General features: G+C 63.4%; 16 protein-coding genes and 1 pseudogene. 11 read left to right on the forward strand and 6 right to left on the reverse strand.

Going from position 1 to position 21,874, the window contains the following annotated elements; translation table 11 throughout:
• Nucleotides 1-190: 190 nt before the first annotated feature.
• Together G6035_RS14505 and G6035_RS19790 are read left to right on the forward strand one after the other, a co-directional pair.
• Nucleotides 191-1,163: pseudogene (locus tag G6035_RS14505) on the forward strand (IS630 family transposase); the annotation flags it as partial.
• Between the two features lie 645 nt (nt 1,164-1,808).
• Nucleotides 1,809-2,288, forward strand: coding sequence for an MFS transporter (locus G6035_RS19790; protein WP_218063246.1), 480 nt, complete (start codon nt 1,809-1,811; stop codon nt 2,286-2,288).
• 452 nt (nt 2,289-2,740) lie between these two features.
• Here G6035_RS19790 and G6035_RS14515 read toward each other — a convergent pair whose 3' ends face one another.
• Entirely contained in the window at nt 2,741-3,505 is a 765-nt protein-coding gene (locus G6035_RS14515) for an IclR family transcriptional regulator (RefSeq protein WP_176617815.1), read from the reverse strand.
• Nucleotides 3,506-3,743: 238 nt separating this feature from the next.
• On the opposite strand from G6035_RS14515, the gene G6035_RS14520 reads away from it, so the two are divergent.
• The 5 genes from G6035_RS14520 (at nt 3,744) to G6035_RS14540 (ending at nt 8,791) form a co-directional block, all read left to right on the forward strand.
• Nucleotides 3,744-4,646 carry an ABC transporter substrate-binding protein gene (locus G6035_RS14520; protein ID WP_176617816.1) on the forward strand — a complete coding sequence of 301 codons (903 nt, stop codon included), beginning with the start codon at nt 3,744-3,746 and terminating at the stop codon, nt 4,644-4,646.
• Nucleotides 4,643-5,563 carry an amino acid ABC transporter permease gene (locus G6035_RS14525; protein ID WP_176617817.1) on the forward strand — a complete coding sequence of 307 codons (921 nt, stop codon included), beginning with the start codon at nt 4,643-4,645 and terminating at the stop codon, nt 5,561-5,563. Before G6035_RS14520 ends, G6035_RS14525 begins: the two co-directional genes overlap by 4 nt.
• Complete coding sequence (locus G6035_RS14530) at nt 5,560-6,324, forward strand: amino acid ABC transporter ATP-binding protein (protein WP_305144533.1); 765 nt, start codon at nt 5,560-5,562, stop codon at nt 6,322-6,324. The genes G6035_RS14525 and G6035_RS14530 overlap by 4 nt, the downstream gene beginning before the upstream one ends.
• Before the next feature lie 128 nt (nt 6,325-6,452).
• Entirely contained in the window at nt 6,453-7,703 is a 1,251-nt protein-coding gene (locus tag G6035_RS14535; RefSeq protein WP_218063247.1) for an FAD-binding oxidoreductase, read from the forward strand.
• Nucleotides 7,700-8,791: an aminotransferase class I/II-fold pyridoxal phosphate-dependent enzyme gene (locus tag G6035_RS14540; protein WP_176617819.1), complete on the forward strand. Its 1,092-nt coding sequence runs from the start codon at nt 7,700-7,702 to the stop codon at nt 8,789-8,791. The genes G6035_RS14535 and G6035_RS14540 overlap by 4 nt, the downstream gene beginning before the upstream one ends.
• A gap of 20 nt (nt 8,792-8,811) precedes the next feature.
• On the opposite strand, the gene G6035_RS14545 is transcribed toward G6035_RS14540, so the two are convergent.
• The 5 genes from G6035_RS14545 to hutH all read right to left on the reverse strand — a co-directional run bounded on the left by G6035_RS14545 (nt 8,812) and on the right by hutH (nt 16,127).
• A complete protein-coding gene (locus tag G6035_RS14545) occupies nt 8,812-10,005 on the reverse strand; it encodes an allantoate amidohydrolase (protein ID WP_176617820.1) in 1,194 nt (397 codons plus the stop codon).
• Between the two features lie 81 nt (nt 10,006-10,086).
• Nucleotides 10,087-11,430 carry a formimidoylglutamate deiminase gene (locus G6035_RS14550; protein WP_176617821.1) on the reverse strand — a complete coding sequence of 448 codons (1,344 nt, stop codon included), beginning with the start codon at nt 11,428-11,430 and terminating at the stop codon, nt 10,087-10,089.
• Complete coding sequence (hutI, locus tag G6035_RS14555) at nt 11,420-12,670, reverse strand: imidazolonepropionase (protein ID WP_176617822.1); 1,251 nt, start codon at nt 12,668-12,670, stop codon at nt 11,420-11,422. The genes G6035_RS14550 and hutI overlap by 11 nt, the downstream gene beginning before the upstream one ends.
• Before the next feature lies 1 nt (nt 12,671).
• Nucleotides 12,672-14,456, reverse strand: a complete 1,785-nt coding sequence (locus G6035_RS14560; protein ID WP_176617823.1) for a urocanate hydratase — start codon at nt 14,454-14,456, stop codon at nt 12,672-12,674.
• Nucleotides 14,457-14,486: 30 nt separating this feature from the next.
• Nucleotides 14,487-16,127, reverse strand: a complete 1,641-nt coding sequence (gene hutH, locus G6035_RS14565) for a histidine ammonia-lyase (RefSeq protein WP_176617824.1) — start codon at nt 16,125-16,127, stop codon at nt 14,487-14,489.
• Between the two features lie 300 nt (nt 16,128-16,427).
• Between hutH and G6035_RS20655 the strand changes: the two genes are divergently transcribed.
• From G6035_RS20655 to G6035_RS14585, 4 genes are all read left to right on the forward strand, one after another.
• Nucleotides 16,428-16,679 carry a thiamine pyrophosphate-dependent enzyme gene (locus G6035_RS20655; protein ID WP_176617846.1) on the forward strand — a complete coding sequence of 84 codons (252 nt, stop codon included), beginning with the start codon at nt 16,428-16,430 and terminating at the stop codon, nt 16,677-16,679.
• A 397-nt stretch (nt 16,680-17,076) separates the two neighbouring features.
• Nucleotides 17,077-18,381 carry an ROK family protein gene (locus tag G6035_RS20660; RefSeq protein ID WP_176617825.1) on the forward strand — a complete coding sequence of 435 codons (1,305 nt, stop codon included), beginning with the start codon at nt 17,077-17,079 and terminating at the stop codon, nt 18,379-18,381.
• A 152-nt stretch (nt 18,382-18,533) separates the two neighbouring features.
• Complete coding sequence (locus tag G6035_RS14580; protein ID WP_176617826.1) at nt 18,534-20,003, forward strand: MFS transporter; 1,470 nt, start codon at nt 18,534-18,536, stop codon at nt 20,001-20,003.
• A 102-nt stretch (nt 20,004-20,105) separates the two neighbouring features.
• Nucleotides 20,106-21,722 (forward strand): amidohydrolase, encoded by a 1,617-nt coding sequence (locus G6035_RS14585; protein ID WP_176617827.1) that lies wholly within the window; start codon nt 20,106-20,108, stop codon nt 21,720-21,722.
• Nucleotides 21,723-21,874: the final 152 nt, after the last annotated feature.

A 21,874-nucleotide genomic window follows, 5' to 3' on the forward strand; every position in this document is an offset into this window, starting at 1 on the left:
CTTTGTGTTTGCCCCGAAACTGCGCATTTGAAATCGGTCCCGTTTGCCTGTTCGGCATCTGATCGCGGAGAGCTTCGCGGGGCCGCCGGCCGTGGATTCGCGGCGAGGCGCCGAGCAATTAGTGGTGTGTCTCCTGAATAGCTTATGAGTGGTGGTTTGAACTGGTCTTAAGTCGAGACCGGCTGCTGCGTTGTCCGAGACTGAGCGTGCTGTGTTGGAGGCCTTGTCCAAGTCCCGGCTTGCCGCCCGTCGGGAGGTGCAGCGGGCGCAGGTGTTGCTGATGGCAGCCGATGGTTTTGCCAACGAGTGGATCTCCAGGGTGGTCGGGTGAACCCGGGCACGGTGCGTGTTTGGCGGAATCGGTTTGCCAGTTACCGGTTGAAGAAGCTCGGCGCTGTGGCGGCGGGGCGGGGCAGGAAGCCGGTGATTTCGGAGTTGAAGATCAACGGGACCGTTGAGTTGACAAGGTTTTCCAAACCGGAGGGTGCCACGCAATGGTCGGTGGGGTCGAGGGCGGCACGGTCCGGGGTGTCTCCGGCTCAGGTGCAACGGATCTGGGCGGCACGGGGGTTGAAGCCCCACCTGGTGGAGACGTTCAAGCTCTCCGAGGACCCGCATTTCGATGAGAAACTCATCAATGTGTGCGGGCTGTATCTGGACCCGCCGGAGAATGCGATCGTGTTGTGCCTGGAAGGGAATACCTCGATCCAGGCCATGGATCACAACCAGCCGTCGCTGCTGATGCAGAAGGGCCGCGGGGAAACCATGACCCACGACTACAAACGCAACGGCACCACCACTTTGTTCGCTGCCTTGGAAGTCGCGACGGGGAAAGTGATCGGCTCTTGCATTGCCAAGCACCGCCACGAGGAATTTCCTGGGTTCTTGAAGACCATCGAGAAAGAAGTCCCCAACCGCCTGGAAATCCACCTGATTCTGGACAATTACGCCACCCACAAACATCCCGAGGTGAAGCCCTGGCTCGACAAACATCCCCGGTTCCACCTGCATTTCACCCCAACGTCCTCGTCCTGGCTGAACCTGGTCGAGCGCACGTTCAGGGACCTGACCGACTGGCCCTTGCGCCGGGCGTTTTCCACTCAGTCCCGGACTTTATCGAGACAATCGAGGACTACATCCGGCCCAACAACGAACACCCCAAGTGTCAGCGGCCATGAGAATGTGCCCATTGATGGCCAACAGGAGGACCACTATTCGGTGGCCGCCAGTGGACACGGGTCTCGTCGTTCCGGCGCTAAGAGTTTCTCTTTTCATTGCCCGCGAGGCAGTACGAAAGACCATCTTCCCCATGCAGCCGCGGCATCTCCCCGCAACAGCGTACAGATTCCCGCCGGCAGTCTTCCGTTCCCTGCATTCCCACGCCAATAGCCCTGGCCCGGCGTTCAGCAAGTGCAGGCAGCCATCACAGTGACGGCTGCCAAGCGACGATGCCACGCTGGCGGCACGGGCGAAATGAACACCCTTCCACCTGTCATTTGACCGTGGATACAAGAGCAATGCGTCTGGCCGCCAGCGGGCACAGCTCGTGGCCATACAGTCCGTGTTTGCCGAAATCCTATTGGCCGCCGGTGGGCATCTTCTCGTGGCCGCTAACACCCAAGCCCCTGGTCTGGACCGCGACCGCGGAATTTGTCCTAGAAAAGTCGCCCGCGGCCGCGTCGCACTCCAAAACATCAAACAATCATCAGCTAAATCCGAGAAACTGCACTCGTTGGGCCTGTTCTTGGAATTATTCGCCACGCGTTTACCTCGCCGAAACGATCAACGACAACCGCTAGTAGATTGCTGTGGATGACTTGCAATATGCTCAAAATCCGCGGAATCCCAATGATTTACCAACCACCCACGACTGCCTGAAAGTACCCTCCCATGAGAGGAAGGGCGGAAACCGGCTACTGTCGCTGCCTGACGGCTGGCGGTGGATGCTCGTGTCGTCGGCAGTGCCAGCCGTAATGATTCTCATGGTCCGTGCCACCATCCCTGAAGCCACGCATTGTCTCGTCGGCAAGGGTCGCCATGATGAGGCCTTGACCGTCCTGAGGAAAACCCTTGGAGAGGGCATAAACGTGGAAGGCATCACCGCCCACGATCCCAGCGTCGCTAAACTCTGCACGGTCAAGGCCTTCAAGAATGTACTTACCGGCGGCTACCTGAACCGTGCCATTTTTATCTCCATCGTCTGGACCTGCACAATAACGGCGCTTTTTCGATCTAAGCCTTTGGGTCGCAGATGCTGGGCCTGTTCCGTCTCGATTCCGGGGACGTAGCAAATATCGGTTGACAGGCTGATCAACCTCTTCTTTCTGGTTGGCAACGTCGTGTCCCTCTTCGTCGTCGACAGGACAGCGCGCCGCCCCGTCCTGGTCTGGGGTTTCGACCTCCCTGGAGTCGGGCTGCTGTTCCAGGCCTTCCGGTCCGGGCCACCGCAGTCGGGCTGTGCACAGGTACCAGCCGCATCGGTGCAGCCATCGGCACCTTCGCCACAGGTCTCGCACTGGCGCACCTCGGGCTTTCCGGCACCATGTGGATCGCCGCCGGTATCGCCTTGCTCAGCGGGTGTGTCAGCTTCTTCATGGCTCCGGAGACAAACTGCAAAAACCTCGAAGATGCCGCTTCGCTCCTTGCCTGGGGCAGCCAGGCGTCCCAACCCATTGGGGAAAGGATCCGTCGTGGTGGTGCCGGACTCCCTGTACGACTGCCCGACTGGATGGGGACAGGTTCACCGTGGACCAGGTGACTCCACGGCGTCAGTTAGCTCGTTCGCGGCTGCTCGCAGTGCAAGCGTGGCCCGGTGCTTCCATGCATTGGAGCTGCAGCGGGTTTCCGGTCCGGCGACGGTCAGGGAGCAAATAACCTCGCCACCGGCAAACACCGGCTGCGCCATGGCGATGGCACCAGGATTCAGTTCCCCGTGCGAAGTGGCCTGCCCGTCCTGACGTATCCGGGCAAGTTGCTGGGCCAGGTCGTGGCGTGAGAGTGTCTTCTCGGTGTAGCGGGCCATCCGGTCGCCCATCACTTTGGCAATGACCTGTTCTGGTGCGTACGCCAGCAGGACGCGCTGCCCTGCACCCGCGTGGAGCGGGAGCAACTGGTTGATCTGGAATGAATATCGCAGCTGGTGTGGCGAAACAACTTGGCGCAGGCAGATGGCGTTCAGACCGGAGCGCACGGTCATGACAGCGGTCTCCGACGTGCCTTCCACGATTGATTCCAGGACGGTGACGCCCAGCTCGGCGAGCTTGGTATGGGTCAGGTGCTGGCCGGAGAGTTCCAGCAGCCTCCAGCCAGCCGTGTAAGAACCGTGATGTTCCTCGATCAGCGATAATTTGCGCAGCGATTTTGCATAGCGATAAACGGTGCTGGCGGGGACACCGACCTCGTCTGCGATTTCGGCAATGCTTACTTCACCACGGGAGGCGATGCACATCATGATGGCCAGGCCCCGTTCAAAGGACGTCTGTGCCCCGGGCTGGTTACTCGTCATTCCCACAGGTTAGCCGATGTACGCGATGTCGTGGCGAGGAAAGCATTCTCACCCAGTGTCATAGGGATGATTCTCACGGAATGAAAAAACGTCATTGCCGTGGGGCATGGCTGTTCATAGGCTCTTGAGGCATTGGAGGTCTGTGATGCGGGGCACATTGTGGTGCTGTCAGCGTCCCAGGGAAGGAACCAAGGCAACGCCCGCCCGCGTCACACGTGAATTATGAAATGGAGATCTCATGTCACAGATTGCAGCCAAGAAGAAGTTTTTTCGACCCACATTCCTCATGCTGGTGCCCTTGGCCGTAATGCTTGCCGGTTGTGGGGGAACGTCCAGCGCGGAGAATGCACCTACGTCAAATGGCGCCGCGCCCCTTCACAGCATGCTCCCGAAGAACATCCAGGACAGCGGCACCATCAACATCGCCAGCAACGTCGAGTACCCGCCGTTCGAAACTTTCGACACAGACGGCAAGACCGTTATCGGTATCGACCGTGAGATTGCAGATGCGTTGGAGAAAAAGCTCGGCGTCACCATTAAGTTCAATAACATCTCCTTTGATGCCATCATTCCCGGCCTCAGCTCAGGCCGGTATGACATGGCCATGTCCGCCATGTCGGACACCCTTGAACGGGAAAAGCAGGTGGATTTCGTGGACTATTTCATGGCTGGCGCAGGGATCCTGCGAACCATGGACAACCCTCACAAGGTCTCCACGCTGGATGACCTGTGTGGCATGAAGGTCGGCATCGTGAAGGGGACGACGGAGACGGAGGACGCCGACGCCCAGTCCAAGAAATGCCAGGCCACCGGCAAGCCGGCGCTGGATGTGACAATCTTCCCCGGCCAGAACCAGACCATCCTGGCCATCCAAACCGGTCGGGTCGACGTCGTCCTCCTCGACTCCACCTCAGGGTCCTCCGTGGCCAAGGATTCCGGTGGCAAGCTCGAAATGCTCAAGCCCTACCAGGCGGGGCCGTTTGGCATCGTGTTCCCCAAGGGGGACACTCAGTTGGAGAAGGCAATCCAGCAGGGCATGACCGACATTCACAAAGACGGCACCTATAAGGACATTCTTAAGAAATACGGGCAGGAGCAGGGTGCCGTCGAAGAGTTCACCATCAACAAGGCCACTTCATGAGCGCCGGCGTTACGGACGCCCCCGCCCGCCCGGCAACCGTGGTCCCCACCCGGCACACCGGACGGACGGTTGCCGCGGTGGCGGTGCTCCTCGTTGTGGCCTGGCTGCTTTACTCAATGGCCACGAACCAACGTTTTGAATGGGGTGTGGTGGCCGAATACCTATTCGCCGCCCCGATCCTCATGGGCGTGTTAAACACCATGATCCTGACGGTGCTGGCCATGGCCATCGGCATTCTTTTGGGCATCGTCATTGCCGTGGGAAGGCTCTCGGACAATGTCATTGTCTCCAAGGCGGCCTGGTTCTACGCCTGGTTTTTCCGGGGCACGCCGCTGCTGGTGCAACTGCTTTTCTGGTTCTTCCTGTCGGCCCTGGTGCCTCGGATCGCAATGGGAGTGCCGTTTGGCCCGGAGCTGTTCTCACTCAACACCAACGACCTCATCACCCCTTTCATGGCGGCAATGCTGGGCCTGGGGCTTAACGAGGCGGCCTACATGAGTGAGATTGTCCGGTCCGGCATCTCCTCGGTGACGCCCGGGCAAACCGAGGCGGCGAAGTCGATCGGCATGACACGGCTGCAGACCATGCGCCGGGTTGTGCTGCCGCAGGCCATGCGCATCATCATCCCGCCGACCGGAAATGAGGTCATCGGCATGCTCAAGCAGACGTCCCTGGTGCTGGTGATCGGCTACTCGGAACTGCTGACCTCGGCATCCCTGATTTACGCGCGCACCTACCAGACCATTCCTCTCCTGATCGTGGCAGCCATCTGGTACTTGTTCATCACGGCCATTCTCTCGGTGGCCCAGTACTACCTGGAAAAGCGGTACGGCCGCGGCTTCAGCCCTCTGAGCACCATCCGTACGGACAACGTGGAGCCCCTTCCGGCTCCGGAAGGCAAGGAGGTGCGGCAATGACCGAACCCATGCTCAGGGCAACTTCGGTGGGCAAGTCCTTTGGGGCTGTCCAGGTGTTGCGGGACGTGAACCTGACCGTGGAAAGCGGCGAGGTGGCCTGCCTGATCGGCCCCTCCGGCTCGGGCAAGAGCACATTCCTGCGTTGTATCAACCACTTGGAAAAAATTGACGGCGGCGAAATGTGGGTCGGCGGTGAACGAGTCGGCTACCGGCGCGTGGGCAACAAGCTCCACGAGCTCCGGGAACGGGAAGTAGCGCGGCGGCGTGCCTCGATAGGCATGGTGTTCCAGCAATTCAATCTGTTCCCGCACCGGACGGCCCTGGAAAACGTGACGGAAGGGCCCATCATTGTTCAGGGCGTCAACCGGGCAGAGGCCGCCGACCGGGGCCGACGTCTGCTGGAGCGGGTAGGGCTGGGGACGAAGGTCCACAACTACCCCAGCCAGCTCAGCGGCGGGCAGCAACAGCGTGTTGCAATTGCACGGGCACTGGCCATGAACCCATCGCTCATGCTCTTTGACGAGCCAACCTCCGCGCTCGATCCGGAACTGGTCGGAGAGGTCCTTGATGTCATGAGGGACCTCGCCAAAAGTGGCATGACCATGGTGGTGGTGACGCACGAGATGGGGTTTGCCCGGGAGGTCGCGGACACCGTGCATTTCATGTCCGACGGCGTCCTGGTCGAGAGCGGACCGCCCGCCCGAGTGCTGTCCAGGCCCGAGCACGCCAGGACCCAGAGCTTCTTGGCGAAGGTCCTGTGAACGGGGTCGTGGCAGTTGATGCTGCCAAAGCCGTTCGGGAACTTCAGGAGACCCTCGGGGATTCGGTCCTACTTGATGCTGCCACGCGTTCCTCACGCGGGCACGACCGCTCCCACCACCCTTGGGAGATGCCGGATGCCGTGGTCGCCTGCAACTCCACCCATGACGTCTCCAGGGCGATGGCCATTTGTCACCGCAACCGCATTCCGGTGGTGCCTGTTGGTGCAGGGACCGGGCTGGAAGGCGGCGCCAACAGCCGGGCCGGTTCCGTGTGCCTGGACCTTTCGCCCATGACGGAGATTCTGCACTTGGGCGTTCAAGACCTTAATGCCACGGTCCAGGCCGGAGTCTTGAAAAGTGCCCTGAACAACGCGGCCCTCCCGCACGGACTGTGCTTCCCGGCAGGACCGGGTGTGGATGCCAGCATGGGCGGCATGGCCTCGACCCGCGCCAGTGGCACCAACGCCGTCGCCTACGGAACAATGCGGGAGAATGTGCTGGGCTTGCGCGTTGTGTTGGCCGACGGCACGGTGGCCAACACCGGCGGGCTGGCCCGCAAGTCCGCCGCCGGCTACGACCTCACGGGCCTGTTCGTTGGTGCCGAGGGCACGCTGGGGATTATCACCGAGGTCTGCGTCCGTCTGTATGGCATCCCCGAAAGTACGGAAATGGCCCTGGTACCCTATCCCACGCTGGGCTCCGCCGTACAGTCCGTCTCGGCGGCCATTGCGGCCGGGATCGCGTTCGCCCGAGTCGAGCTGCTGGACGACGTCATGGTTGGCGCCATGAACAGCTACTCCGGTGTGGCCTTGACGGTGGCGCCAACGCTGATGGTCGAGTTTGAGGGCGGTCCGGCAGCAGTACAGGAAAGCGTTCGCCGGTTTGGCAGGATCGCGGCCGTCCACGGTGCCCTTGGCTACGAATTCTCCCCAGACCCAGAGCGCCGGGATACCTTGTGGCGGGCCCGGACCGACGTCCTGCCTGCCTGTGCTGCCCTGCGCCAAGGTGCCGTGACGTGGTCAACGGATGTGTGCGTGCCCATCTCCCGCCTGGCCGAGTGCATCGAGCAGACCCAGGCGGACATTGCGGCCAGCAACATTCTGGCACCGATTGCCGGGCACGTGGGCGACGGCAACTTCCACCTCGCATTTGTGCTGGACCCGGACTCCGCTGCCGAACATGCCGAGGCCGCGGCCGTCAACGAGCGGTTGGTGAATCGTGCCCTACGCATGGGCGGCACTTGCACGGGCGAGCACGGCATCGGTGCGGGTAAGCGCGAGGCCCTTCGGATCGAGCACGCCGACAGCCTGCCCATCATGAAAAGCATCAAGGCCGCCCTGGATCCCCGGATGCTACTCAACCCCGGGAAGGTGCTGTGAAATTACCTGCCGGGCCCGCCCCGCGACCCGAAATCGCATCCCTTCCGGCTTACTCCCGCGCTGCCGGTGCCGCCACCGTGAAGTGGCGGGCGTCGTCGAACGAGTCTGTGCTCCCGCCCCCGCCGCCGGTGCTGGCTGCGATTGCCGCCGCAGGCGCCGACGCGCAGCTGTACCCTACAGTCTTCGGCGACGGCCTCGCGGACGACATTGCCGCACGTCTTGGCGTTGACGTCACGCAGGTGGTGGTGGGCGGAGGGTCGCTTGCCTTGCTGCAACAGGCATTGCTGGCTTATACAGGACCGGGCAGGGAGGTGGTTTTTGCCTGGCGCAGCTACGAAGCCTACCCGATCCTCGTGGGCATGGCGGGCGCCGACGCCGTGCCCGTGCCACTGGGAGCCGGCAGCATACACGACCTCGAGGCCATGCTGGGCGCCATCACGGAGAATACGGCTGCCGTGATAGTGTGCAACCCCAATAATCCGACCGGCACGGAAGTGGACGCCCGGAAGCTGGAACGGTTCCTCTCGCGGGTGCCGCCCACCGTGCTGGTGCTCCTGGACGAGGCCTACAAGGAATTCGCGGTGGGCCACCTCGACTCGCTGCGGCTGTTGGGCGTTTACCCCAACCTGGCCCTTCTCGGAACCTTTTCCAAGGCATACGGACTGGCGGGGCTGCGGGCGGGATACCTCGTGGCGTCCACGAACATAGCCGACACGCTGAGAAAGTCCGCCCTGCCGTTTGGTCTCAATGCCGTGGCAGAGGCCGCTGCGCGCGCTGCGTGGGCGGATGCAGGGCATGTGCACCGGCTGGTGGAACTCGTCACCGAAGGCCGCAAGCGCCTGAGCGCGGGCCTGCACGAACGAGGCTTGGGGACCCTGCCCAGTGGCGCCAATTTCGTCTGGATTCCACTCCCGACCGGTGCCCGGGAACTGGCGGAATGCTGTCTTGCCCGCGGTGTCTCCGTCCGGGCCTTCGACGGCGAGGGCGTCCGCGTCACCGTCGGGGAGCGCGCCGCCGAGGATGCCGTGCTGGCTGCCGTGGATGACTTTCTCAGGCAAGACAACGCGACCAGGCCCGTTGGGCAATGACCCCTCAGTTGTAGGTTCGGTCAGGCGCCGGTCAGGTGTGCCAGCACATCGGCCAGTGCCGCCGCGCCGGCGTCGGCGTCCGCGCCCTCCAGGACTTCCTCCGGCGCGTGCGAGACACCAGTCGGGTTCCTGACGAACAGCATGGCGGTGGGGATCCGGGCGGCCAGAACGCCGGCGTCGTGCCCGGCGCCGGTTTCCATGACCGGAATGTCCCCCAGCACTGATTTCAGCTCGGCGGCCAGGCCGGCGTCGAACTGTACCGTGGGGCTCAAGGACTCCTCCGCCAGTGTGGCGGTGCACCCCTCGGCGGCCGCAATCGCGGTTGCGGCGTCGTGCAGTTCCTCTACTATGGCGGCCGTGACGGAGTCCTGCCGGTGGCGCACGTCAAGCCAGACGTCGACCTGGGAGGCGATGACATTGGTGCCGCCGGGGACGGGCACCAGCCGGCCCACCGTCCCGCGGGCGCCGGGGTGGGCGGCAGCGATTTTGCGCAGGGTGACGACAGCGGAGGCGGCGGCCACCATGGGGTCGGCACGGTCGGCCATGAGCGTGGTGCCGGCGTGATTGCCTTGGCCGTGGAAGGAGAGCCGCCAGCGGCCGTGGCCCAGGACGGAGCCGCCAACGGCCACGGGTGCGTCCAGGTCCACCTGGCCACGCCCCTGCTCGATGTGGAGCTCCACAAACTGGCGGATCGCTGCCAGCCGGCCAGGGTCCTCGCCGAGGTGTTCGGGGTCCGTGCCGTTGGCCCGGTAGACGTCGGCCAGCGTGTTGCCGTCCGCGTCAGTGAGGGTTCGGGCCTTGTCGGGGCTGATGGCGCCGGCCAGCAGCCTCGACCCCAGGCACGCCACGCCAAAGCGGGATCCTTCCTCCTCGGGGAAAACCGCGACGGCGAGGGGCCGGGCGGGCGCTTGGCCGCGATCACCCATGATGTCGATGGCGGCCAGCGCGCTGGCCACGCCGAGCGGGCCGTCAAAGGCGCCGCCGCCGGGCACGGAGTCCAGATGGCTGCCGGTGACGACGGCGTCGGGACCGGGCTGGCCCCACCACGCCCACAAGATGCCGTTGCGGTCCTTTTCCACCAGTAGTCCGCGTTGCTCAGCCGCGGCGACGAACCATTCACGCAGCTCGTTCTCGGCCGCTGAATGCACGGGCCGGCTGTAGCCGCCGCGCTTGGCATCCCGGCCGACATCGGCAATTGTTCCCAGCAGAGTCATCGGCGCTTCCACGGTTCCTCGATTCCTTTTCGGCGGCCCCCGGCGTGCGGCGGGCCAGGTGTTTTCTACAATGCATGTTTTCTACAGTGCTGCCATGATCGTGTTTATGGCTGATTCCAGCGCTCGGCCGGTGTCGGGCACGTGCAGGTTGCGGCCGTCCTCGACCACCACGTCGCCGCCGCGGATCACGGTGCGCACATCGGCGGACGTTGCAGCGAACATGGTGTGTGGCAGCAGTTCGCCACTCGTGGCACCGGCCGTACGGGGTGAGAGCAGGTCGAGGACAGTGAAATCCGCCAGTTTGCCGGGGGCGATCACGCCGGCGTCCCAACCTAGCGACCGTGCGCCGCCCCAGGTGAGCGCCCCCGCAATGGCGGCGGCACCGAGGTGGCCGCGCCGTCCAGTGACGAGCCGCAGGTCGGTCTCAATGGCCCGTGCGTCCTCCAGAAGGTCTATCACCATGTGGGCATCACTGCCCACGCACAAGCTGGCACCGGCGTCAAGCAGTCGCCCGGCCGGGCCCACGCCGTCTGCCAGGTCGCGCTCGGTGGTGGTGCACATGCAGATGTTGGCGGTGCTTGCTCCATAGGCGGCGATGTCGTCGTCGGTCAGGTGGGTGGCGTGGACGGATGTCATGTCGGGGCCCAGCACCCCGGCCCGGGCGAGCAGCTCGGTGGGGGTGATGCCATACACGTCCAGGCTTTCCTTGTTTTCCGCCGGCTGTTCCGAAACGTGGGCGTGCAACGGCATGCCATGGGAGCGGGCAAATTCCGCCACCGGCCCGAGGGCATCCCTTGGCACGGCCCGGACGCTGTGGATCGCTGCGCCGGGCCGGAAGATGTCAGTTCCGCTGAGGAGGGAAACTCGCCCGGCCCACTGCTCCCAACTTATGTCGCTGAAGCGTTTTTGCACCCCGGTCAGTTCGCGGCCGTCCACGCCGCCCTGAAGGTAGACGGTGTCCAGCAAGGTGATGCGCAGGCCGGCGTCTGCGGCGGCGCGGACCACGGCATGGCCCATCTCGTTGGGGTTGGCGTAGGGGCGCCCATCCTTGCCGTGGTGGACGTAAAAGAACTCGCCCACGTTGGTCACCCCGGCCAGGGTCATCTCCGAATAGGTGGCCAGGGCCAGCTCGTACAGGGACTCGGGTGTCAGTGCACCGGCCACCGAATACATGAGATCCCGCCACGACCAGAAGCTGTCCACGCCTTCCTGGCCCCGGCCCCGGATGGCGCGGTGGAACACGTGGGAGTGGGCATTGCTGAAACCGGGCATGACCAACCCGGTCAGGCGCCGTGCCCCGGCGGGGGATTCGGCGCCGGGCATGACAGCGGTGATCCTGCCGCCAGCGACCGTGATGAGGACGTTGGAGGTGACGGCGTCCCCGCCCAGCCATGCATGCTCGCAGAAGAATGAATTACTCAACACCGGCTCCTATGGCTGATTTCATGGCGGGGGCTTTGATGACGGCGCCGCCGATCACAACTGTTTGCGTTGAATTGCGTCCGAGCCGGTAGGCAAGGTGTTTGTGTGACGGAACGTCGAGAACCTGCAGGTCCGCGGCCAGGCCGGGGACCAGCGAACCGGTCTCGGCTTGCAGGTCCAGGGCGCAGGCCCCTCCATATGTGGCGGCGCGCACGGCCTGGGCGATGCTCATGCCTCCGGTGCGGCAGCCCATGGCGATGGCCAGCTGCATGCTCGTGGTCCAGGCGCCGGGGCAGACGTCGGTGGCCAGTGCGACGTCCATGCCTGCCTTGTAGAGTCTGTGCGGGTCCAGCGGTGCGGGGTGGTTGACGGCGAATTCCAGGCACGGCATGTACACGCCCGTGACTCCTGCTGCTGCCAGTTCCCGCAGCTCCGCATCGGTGGTGAAGTTCAGGTGGTCGGCGCTGACGGCGCCCAAGTCGGCGGCGAGCGAGGCTGCGCCGGTGTGGCTGTAGGCGTCGAGGTGGATCTTGGCCCGCACCCCCTGCCTTGCACCCTCCTCAAGAATGCTCCGTGATTGAGCCAGGCTGAAGTATCCGTCGTCGCAATAGACGTCGTTGAACACGGCACCTTGGCGTGCGACGCCGGGAAGCTGGTTGAGGATGTCCGCTGTCCAGTCCTTCGGGTCCCGGCCCGGGGCAGTTGCGTGCGCGCCCAGGTAGGTGGAGATGATGCGGGCCGGCAGCAGCTCTGCCAGCCGGGCGTTGACCTCCAGCAGCCTGGCCTCCGCTGCGGAGTCAAGGCCGTAGCCGGTCTTGCTTTCCAAAGTGGTGGTTCCCGCATCGATCATTTCGTGAATGCGTGCGGCGGCGTCGTCCACCAGCTGGTCCACGGTCTTTGAGCGGGTGTCAGCCATGGTGCCGACGATGCCCACCGAGGCGTCCGCCGGGGGCTGCTGCCCGGCGGCATTGGCTACGTATTCGCTGGCGCGGTCCCCGCCGAAGACAACATGCGTATGGCAGTCGACGAAGCCGGGCATGACCACCATGCCGGTGGCGTCCAGGGTTTGGCGGCCGATGTAACCGGTGACGTCCCCGACGGCGACGATCCGTCCGGCGTCGACTGCCACCCCACCGCCGGGGATGCGGCCGATCAGATCGGCCGCATCCCCGGCGCAGGTGAGCAGCTCAGCGGCGCCGGTGACGAGAAGGTCAACGGTTGGCGTTCCACTAAGGGGCGTCATCTCAGGCCGACTCCGGACCGAATGTTGCAGTGGGCGTCCACCACAGCGGGACGGTGACGCCCTCGCCCGGTCCTACCGTATTGGCCACCTGCTTGGCCCGGGCGTAGCCGGACTGTGCATGGCGGACGACGCCGATGCCGCTGTCCACCGTGAGGCACGCCTTGAGCCGGTACGCGGCCGTATCCGTGCCGTCGGCGATCATGGTGACGCCCGTGTGCACTGAATCGCCCATGGCGTAATTGGCCTGGATGGCGATCAGGTCGCACATTCCGGAGGCGTTGAGCAGCCCGTTCAGGTACGGCCAGTCGGAGATCAGGTCTGAGCCGTCGGGCATGTTCTCCGACTCAAAGGTGGGGTTGATGATGGAGCCGGAATCCAGGTTGTCGCGGGAGAACGCCACTGTGCCCTTGACTTCGCCACGCTTGATCAGCTCGTTCACGGCCAGGCCGAACTTTTTGCGCTGGCCGAAACCGAGGTAGCAGATGCGGGCTGGCAGGCCCTCGACGGGGATGTGTTGGCGGGCCAGGGTGATCCAGCGGGTGACGATCTCGTCGTCGGCAAAAAGTTCCAGGGCCAGGTCGTCGAGGCGGGCCAGGTCCTTTGGGTCGCCGGACGTGCAGGTCCAGCGGAATGGGCCGCGGCCCTCCAGGAACAGCGGTCGGAGGTATGCGGAAACGAAGCCAGGGATCTTCATGGCGTCCTCGAAACCGGCCTTTTGGCATTCGCGGCGAATCTGGTTGCCATATTCAAAAGTGGGGACGCCGTTGTCGAAGAACCGATTCATGGCAGATAACTGGCGGACCATGGCCTGTTGGGATTCGGCGAAGTACGCGTCCCGGTCCTTCCTGCGGAATTCCTCGGCTTCGTAGACTGTGTGGCCCACGGGCACATAGGCGAGAGGGTCGTGGGCCGGAGTCATCTCGGTGACCACATCCGGCCGGAAGTTGTTCTCCAGGGCGTACTCGAACAATTCGGTGGCATTGGCCACGACTGCAATGCCCAACGGCTTCTTGGCCGCGGCCGCCTCCTGCGCCAGCGCAATGGCGTGCGGGATCGAATCCGCCAGCACGTCCGCGTAACCCACACGCAGCCGGTTTTTGATGATGCGTTCGTCCACGTCGGCGCAGATGGCCACGCCGCCCAGCATGGTCATGGCACGGGGCTGGTTTCCGCCCATGCCGCCCATTCCGGCGCAGAGCAGGATCTTGCCCTCCCAACTGCCGTCGAGGTGGATGTCGGCGACAGAGCGCAGGGTCTCGAAGGTGCCCTGGATGACGCCCTGTGTGCCGATGTACTCCCACGGTGATGCGGTGTACTGGGCGAAGATGGTCAGGTTCTTGTCCTGAAGATCGTAGAAGGTCTTCCAGTCCGGGCGGACAAAGTTGGTGGTGGCCATGACCACCCGGGGGGCCAGCTCGTGGGTGTCAAACACGGCAACGGGCATGCCGGATTGCACCACCAGTGTCTGGTCGTCCTCCAGGTTCTTCAAGGACTCCACGATGGCGTAGTAGGACTCCCAATTGCGGGCGGCCTTGCCGATCCCGCCGTAAACCACCAGGTTTTCCACGTGCTCGGAGAGTTCCATGTTGTTCTCGAGTTGGCGCAGGATGGTTTCCTGCTTCCAGCCTTTGCACCGCAGGGTGTCCCCGCGCTGGGCCTTGACCTGGTACAGGATTTCTGGTTTTTCCGCGGGCAGTTCGCCGAACTCAACCCCTGTGGCGTTGCCGCCCGAGTGCACAGTGGTGATGGTTGCCGCAGCTTCTGTGGTTTCGGTGCTTTGGGACATGGATGGCTCCTTGAAGGTATCGAGGGAGGGCTAGTTCGAAATGACGTTGACAGCCGCGACGACCGCGCCACTGTGGACAAGGTCGACGGCGGCGCGCACACGGGGGTAGAGGACGGTGTCCTGGGTAATGTGGTTGATGGTGCGGCCGTCAGCCGACTTGTGGCTGCGCACCAGCTCGAGGACCGCCCGGCTGGCGGGGGAGAGGGCAGACTGGTCCTTGCCCGAAGCCTGGAGCCGCAGCTCCAGGGCCTGGGCGGCCATGAGGAGCTCGATGCCGATGACGTTCTCAATGTTCGCCACTATGGTCCTGGCGTGCCGGCCGGCATTGTTGGCCATTGAGACGTGGTCTTCCTGGTTTGCACAGGTCGGGATCGAATCCACACTGTCCGGGTGGGCCAGCGTCTTGCAGTCGGAAACCAGTGCGGCGGCAAGATATTGCGGGAGCATGTAGCCGCAGTCCAGGCCGACCTTCTCGCTCGCGATAAGCATGTCCGGCAGGCCGCGGTTGAGCGTGCCGTCGTCGAGCCTGAAAAGCCGGCGCTCGGCGATGCTGCCGATCTCGGTGACGGCAATTGAGAGGAAGTCGGAGGCGAAGCCCACGTACTCGGCATGGAAGTTGCCGCCTGAGACGGCCTTCAGGGCACGCGAGTCCGGCAGGTCCGGGAAGATGAGCGGGTTGTCTGTGGCCGCATTGATTTCGGTCTCGACGATTCCGCGGACAAACTTCAGCGTGTCCTTGACGGGGCCGAGCACCTGCGGGGTGCACCGCAGCGAATAGGCGTCCTGCGGGGGTTGGCGGACGGGGTCGGTGTCCTCGCTGCCGTCAATGAATTCGCTGCCGGCCAGCAGCCCGCGGATGCGCGCCGCCACCTCGATCTGGCCGGCATGGCCGCGGGCCTCATGGATTTGCGGGATGAACGCGTCGCCAAAACCCATTAGCGCCTCAATGGACATGGCCGCCGTAATCTGGGCCGTTTCAAGCAGGTTTTCCGCATCGGCCAATGCCAGCGCGGCCTGGGCTGCGGAGAAGGAAGTGCCGTTGGCCAGGGCCAGGCCTTCCTTTGGGCCAAGGACGATGCGCTCGATTCCGGCAGCCTCCATGGCGGTGATGCCGTCCACGAGCTTGCCGTCAACATAGGCCTCGCCGCTGTCAAGGGGCTCGTCGTGGCCGGCCGGGCGGGTCATGACGATCGCCAAGTGGGCCAGCGGGATCAAGTCTCCGCTGGCGCCGAGGGAGCCGAACTCGGGGACCGCAGGGAAGACACGCTTGTCAAGCATTTGCAGCAGGGTTTCCGGGACCACGCTGCGCACGGCCGAGTGGCCGCGCGTCAGACTGGCGGCACGCACCAGCATGGAGCCGCGGACCACTTCCTCGTCCAAGTGCTTGCCCACGCCGCTGGCGTTGGAGATGATGAGCCGGCGGGAGAGTTCAGAGGCATCCTCCACCGAATCGAACGCCTGGCGCCCGGCCAGTGAGCCGAACCCGGTGTTGATACTGTAAATCGCGGCGACGTCCTTGCCGTCCCGCATGTCGTCCATGATGGCAGCGACCCATTGTTCGCTGGCTTCCATTGCCTCGATTGCCTCCGCGGCGATGCCCACGGATTCCCCGTGGCGCACCACCGCGAGAAAGTCCTCAATCGTCAAGCGTGCTTTTCCAATTTCAATCACCGTTGCGGCCTCCTAGTTGGTGCATGTAACGCTAGTCACGTTATTGGGCACTGCAACATCCAGTTATTACTGACTGATAATTAATGGGAGGCCATGTTCAACCGACGCAAAAGAGTGTGACAAAAATCCACGTCTGATGGCTCAATACAGCTGGCTGCATTCGCATTGGCTGATAATGCCAATTGCGGCGCTGCCGTCGGACCCCAGGAACGCCAGACTGCCGATCTGGACACCCTGCAGGACACCTTGGGAGCGCAGGCCAAGTCCCTGTCGCCCGGGGTATTGCGGCCGAACACCATCATGGGAGGGGACTCTTCCCAGATCACATACCTGGACGCGGTGTCCTTCAGAGCACAGGAATCCCTATATTCATTCATGTATACCCCTGCCTACGCCGCGCAAGGTTGCGGTCTCCCGGGGTGGAACGGGGCCAAGATTGCTTCCCCGGACCGGCGAGCGCTTTGTATCCTGGGCGACGGCGCGTTCATGTTCGCCGTAGAGGTGTCGAAGTTTGGGAAACCGACGACGGACGCTTCGCGTTCTGAGGCCTGACGCTGACTCGGTACCGGATTCCACGTGGCGGTTGCGTGGGCGAAGTGCCCACCGTCGTGCACTGCCCACCCGGCGGTGCCTCCGTCCTGCATTTCATGGTCAAAGTCCAGCAACACCGCATGCCGGCCATCAACAACTACGTCGCAGGGGACTCGCAGCTAGAGATCGATGAAACGGACTTTGGCATGACGGATTCCCTGGTAAAGAGTTCCCAACTTCAGGACGTCTGGGGCACCCATCTGCAAGACGGGACCCATGACTGCCGGACGCACGCAAGGACGGGCTCGATTTCGTCTTGGCCCTGCGCGAAGGCTGACTACTGACGACGGAAGGCTGCATCCGCCAGTAACCACCCCGTGAGTTGTTTGACGTGGATTCCGCGCCTAAGGTCTGTCTTGTGACTTCAGTTTCCATTCCAGCCCTGCGCAAGGGCGGATCCGTGGCCGATTTGCGTGAAAGCAATTTGTCCCTGGTCCTCCAGGCCCTGTCGTCCGGTGGCGCATTGTCGCGGGCGGAAATAGCCAAGCAATGTGGACTTGGCGTAACGGCATTGACATCACTCGTCAATGAGTTGCTGTTGCGAAGGCTGGTCGTTGAATCAACCGAGCTGGTACGGCCGACGATCGGCCGCCCAACAAGCTTGCTGGAAATGGACACGGGCCACTGGGCTGTGCTGGGCATCCTATGTGACCGCCGGACGCTGGCCGTGGCGACCGGCGGGCTCGACGGTGCCGTCACCGACATTGCCCGATTCCCTGTGGCGCGAGACGGTGAGGGGGGCTTTGAAACCTACCGCCCATTTCTGGCCCAAGCCCTCACCGCAGCACTGCTCCGATGCCGCGCAAACGGCAGGGTTCTTGCCGCCGTGGAAGTGGCCGTTCCCGGCGCCGTCAACCGTGAGTCCGGTGACGTTGTCCGCTCCGTCCTAAACGGCTGGTCCCGCGTCGCGTTGCGCGATGAAATCCAGGGAATTCTTGCGACCGTCCCTCGTGACGTGGCAGCGCATGGCCCGGGCACCGGCCACGTATTGGTCGGGGTGGATCGGGAAACGAACTATTCGATGCTGACGCACGTTTATCGTGGCGCAACTGCGCGCAATTTGGCTTATATCGGTGGCCGCAACGCGTTGAGCGGGGGACTTTACAGCCGTTCCTCCATCGAGCATGGCGCATCCGGACTTGCCGGGGAATTCGGCCACCTAGTCGTTGATCCGGAAGGTGCGCGATGCTGGTGTGGCCGGCAGGGCTGCGTCGAAACCCGTCTCGGCTTGGCCCACCTCTACAGCGTGTGCACGGGACTGCCGGAAGCGGAATCTTTCCATCTGCTGGCAGACAGCCACAAAACTATGCTCAACGACATCCTGGCGGGGGTGGCGGGAGGCAACCCGCGGCATCTTCAAACGTTGGCCGACGCGGGCCGATGGCTTGGCATCGCCATTGACACGATCGCCGCTGTTGTCAATCCCGATGAAATAGTTGTTGACGGCTACTTGGCCCGGTTGCGGCCCTATTTGGAACCCGGCACGCGCAGCCAACTTGAGACGTTGGGGCCGCTCCCGTCGTTGTCGAAACTGCGAATTACCTACGGGGTTGGAGCGGAGGACGGCTCCCTGCAGGGCGCCGTGCTCGCAGCGCGGGACACGGTGATCCGGCGCCCCGCAGTCGCTTCGGCAATTGAGCGGCGGCCCGGCCAGGATCGGTGAATCGTGAATTCAAACATTTGTCGGCAAAATCGCGTGACATAATCCACGGCGTGGAATAAAGTATGTGAGGTGGCCCACGCGGCTTATCCAGGGTCAGCTCTCATCTTTGTCAGCCGTTTCAAGACGAGACGGACAGCCGGAAGGATCAATGTATGGAAACCAAATCAAAGGGGACGCGGACGGGCGTGCCGGGACGCGGCGCCCTTCGCCTTATCGACACGCCGGTGGCGCAGCAGTGGAGCAGCCGCCAGCTCCGGTCGCGACGGGCGGTGCTTTTGGCCATGATTTGTATCGCGCTCGTGGGGGGCATGCAGGGCGTGGACCCGGCACTGCAGGCTGTCGCCATGCCCGCCGTGGCCAAAACGATGCACCTCAGTACGTCGGCGACAGGGTTCCTCAAGAGCCTGGGCACGATCGTCCTGGCGGCCAGCCTGCTCGGTGCCGGCATCATTGGTGACAGGCATGGCCGGAAGAGGCTGTTGGTGCTCGGCATCTTTTTGATGGCCGTGGCAGCGTTGATGAGCGCCTTGGCAACCAATCCGATCATTTTTGGTTGCGGACGTGTGCTGATGGGAGCGGGGACGGCCATGACGTTTTCCATGTGCCTGGCAATCACCCCCACGCTTTACGAGAAATCTAAGCTACCCAAGGCCTTTGGCCTCTTTTTTGGCGTGGGTGCGGCACTGATTGTCGCGACCACTGCGGTGTCCGGTTCCGTTCAGGGCCATTTCGGCTGGCGCGCCACCTACATGATCACTGCGGGACTATGCGTTTTGCTCTGCTTTGCCGCAGCCCTCGTGCTGCCGGAAAACCGTTCTGCAACAGTGCGTAAGTTTGATGCGTTCGGCGTGTTGCTCGCCGGCGCCGGGCTGGTCTCCCTGGTCTACTCCATTGGCCAGGCCGCAGTTCGGGGCTGGGGTGACCCGGTGGTTCTGGGCGGCATGGTGCTGGCCGCCGTCGTCCTCGCCGCGTTCGTCAGGTGGGAACGGCACTGTTCCGATCCCGGCTTTCCGGTGCAGTTATTCAAGATTCCGGCCTTCACCGCGGCATGCCTTGCCGGTGTGTTGTTCAATTGGGCCGACGCCTCCATGCTCGGCCAGTATCCGGCAATGGCCCTTCCGGCTGGCGTCCCTGCTTCCGTTGTCTCCGTCATCGTGGCCCTCATGTACGTCGGGATGGTTTGCGGTGCCGCCCTCGTCGGAGTTGCCCAGATACGGCTGAGACTCAGCAATCGATGCATGTTCGTCTCGGGGCTGCTGCTGTGCTCTGCTGGACTGGTCACCCAGCTGTTCCTCCGCGACGCCCACGACATCATGTTGCCGGCCGCGGGACTGTTCGTCATCGGCTTTGCCGTCATGTGGATGCAAAATCCCGAAACGGCCGTCATCATGGGGTCCGCGCCCGGCGGCAACTACGGCGCTGTCGGGGCAGTCAAGCCCGCTGTGGGCCAGCTCGGCTTCGGACTGGGATTTGCCCTCGCGGCCCCAATCTCAAGCATCTTCACCGGTGGCGGACCACTTACACCGCAAGCCTATGGCCAAGGCCTGGGTGTTCAAGCGCTGTTCTTCGTCGCAGCCGCCATCGCCATTGCCGCCATGCTCAAGTCCCGCCGAACTGTATAGGGAACCACCATGTATCCAGACATAATCTTCATCGATGCCACGGTTCTCGCAGTGGACACAGACTTCACCATCGCCGAGGCCTTGTCTGTCACGGGCGGGTGCGTGTCCGCCGTCGGCAGCGAAGCCGCAGTTCTGGCCACAGCGGGCCCCGAGACACAAATTTGCGGATTGGGGGGCAAAACCATTTTGCCGGGCTTCATTGAGGCCCACGGACACCCGACGGCAGAGATGAATTTCATCGGCCCCGACATGGTGGATATCCGTGCAAGCGTATGCGGTAGCGCTGCGGCCGTGCTCAAGCGCCTTCACGATGCCATCGATGCAGCCGAACGCGCCGGTGGCGATGCGTGGGTGGCTGCCTTTGGCTGGGATCCGCTCCTGCTGCCGGAACTGCCCCAGATTAGCGGAGACTTCCTCACGCAGATTTCCCCGGTGGTTCCCGTCTCTGTCATGCACTATTCCGCGCATTCTTCCTGGGCCAATGCTGAAGCCATGGATCGTTTGGGTATCGACAGGTCCACTCCGGATCCCGGAGCCTCGCAGTACCTGCGCGATGCCCAGGGCCGGCCCACCGGAGAGGGGAAGGAGATACCCGCATGCATGACGCTCATGGGGCCCAATGCTTCTGCCGGTCCTGCAGACTTTGACGCGTTTCTGGCCCATGAGTTGCAGCGGACCTCAGCCGCGGGCATAACCACCACCGGTGATCTGGCTTTTCACCCGGATGACTACGCCCGTGTAGCCGCCTTCATGGCCAGCTGCGCCGCACCCGTGCGGATTCGCAGCTACGAAATGTCCGGGGTCCGGGAGGAGGTTCCCCCGCCTGGGCAGGATCCCGTCGTGGGCGCCGGAACGGACATGCTACGACCCGTCGGGGTGAAGGTCTGGACCGACGGCTCACCATGGATTGGGAACATTGAAACCAGCTTCGGGTACAAGGACAGCAATGCCACGCGCCGAATCGGACTCGAAGGCGGCCACCGCGGATGCTCGAATTACAGCCGCGAACAATTGCTGGCAATTTGTCGACGTGACTATGCCAAGGGGTGGCAGATGGCCTGCCACGTCCACGGTGACGTCGCCGTCGACATGGTCCTGGATGTTTTTGCCCAAGTCCAGGCGGAATTCCCCCGGCCCGACGGACGGCTGCGGATGGAACATTGCGGAACCATCACTCCGGAGCAGGTCCAGCGGGCTGCCAACCTGGGCGTGTGCATTTCATTCTTCGTCGCCCACATCCACTACTACGGCAACGTCCTGGTGGAGTTGTTCGGGGAGCGCGCCGAAGACTGGACGCCCGCAGGGGCCGCCGTGGCTGCCGGCATGAAGTTTTCCCTGCACAATGATCCGCCCGTCACCCCCGAGTCGCCCTTGCTAAACATGCAAACGGCCATGACCCGGGCCACCGCCAGCGGACAAATCCTTGGCGCCCGCCACGCGATCGGCATCGAGGACGCCATTCGGGCCCAGACAATTCATGCAGCCTGGCAGCTCTTCTCCGAGCATGAAGTCGGCTCGCTGGAGCCGGGCAAGTTCGCGGACCTGGTGATCTTGGACGAGAACCCGCTTGAAGTTGAACCAAGTCGCGTTGGCGATATCCGCATTGCTCAAACCTGGCTGTCCGGCGTCAAGATGTTCGACGGTGACGCCGGTCCAGCATTGCCACATTTACCTTTGAGCAGTGCCAGACAAAGCCAAATGGCCTTCAGCAACGGTTGATACTGGCGGCCGGTGCCATCCGTACACCTCGATGATCCAAATGGGGCGTTCGGGGTGCACACGGCTGGAGCCGGTTCTTCACTCATGCCTGAATTGAAATCCAGGCAAGCTGCGAACTTGGGCCTTTTCTTGTAATACCGGCGGCCAGTTGC

It is taken from the genome of Arthrobacter sp. SDTb3-6, assembly GCF_013376095.1.
Taxonomy (GTDB): domain Bacteria; phylum Actinomycetota; class Actinomycetes; order Actinomycetales; family Micrococcaceae; genus Specibacter.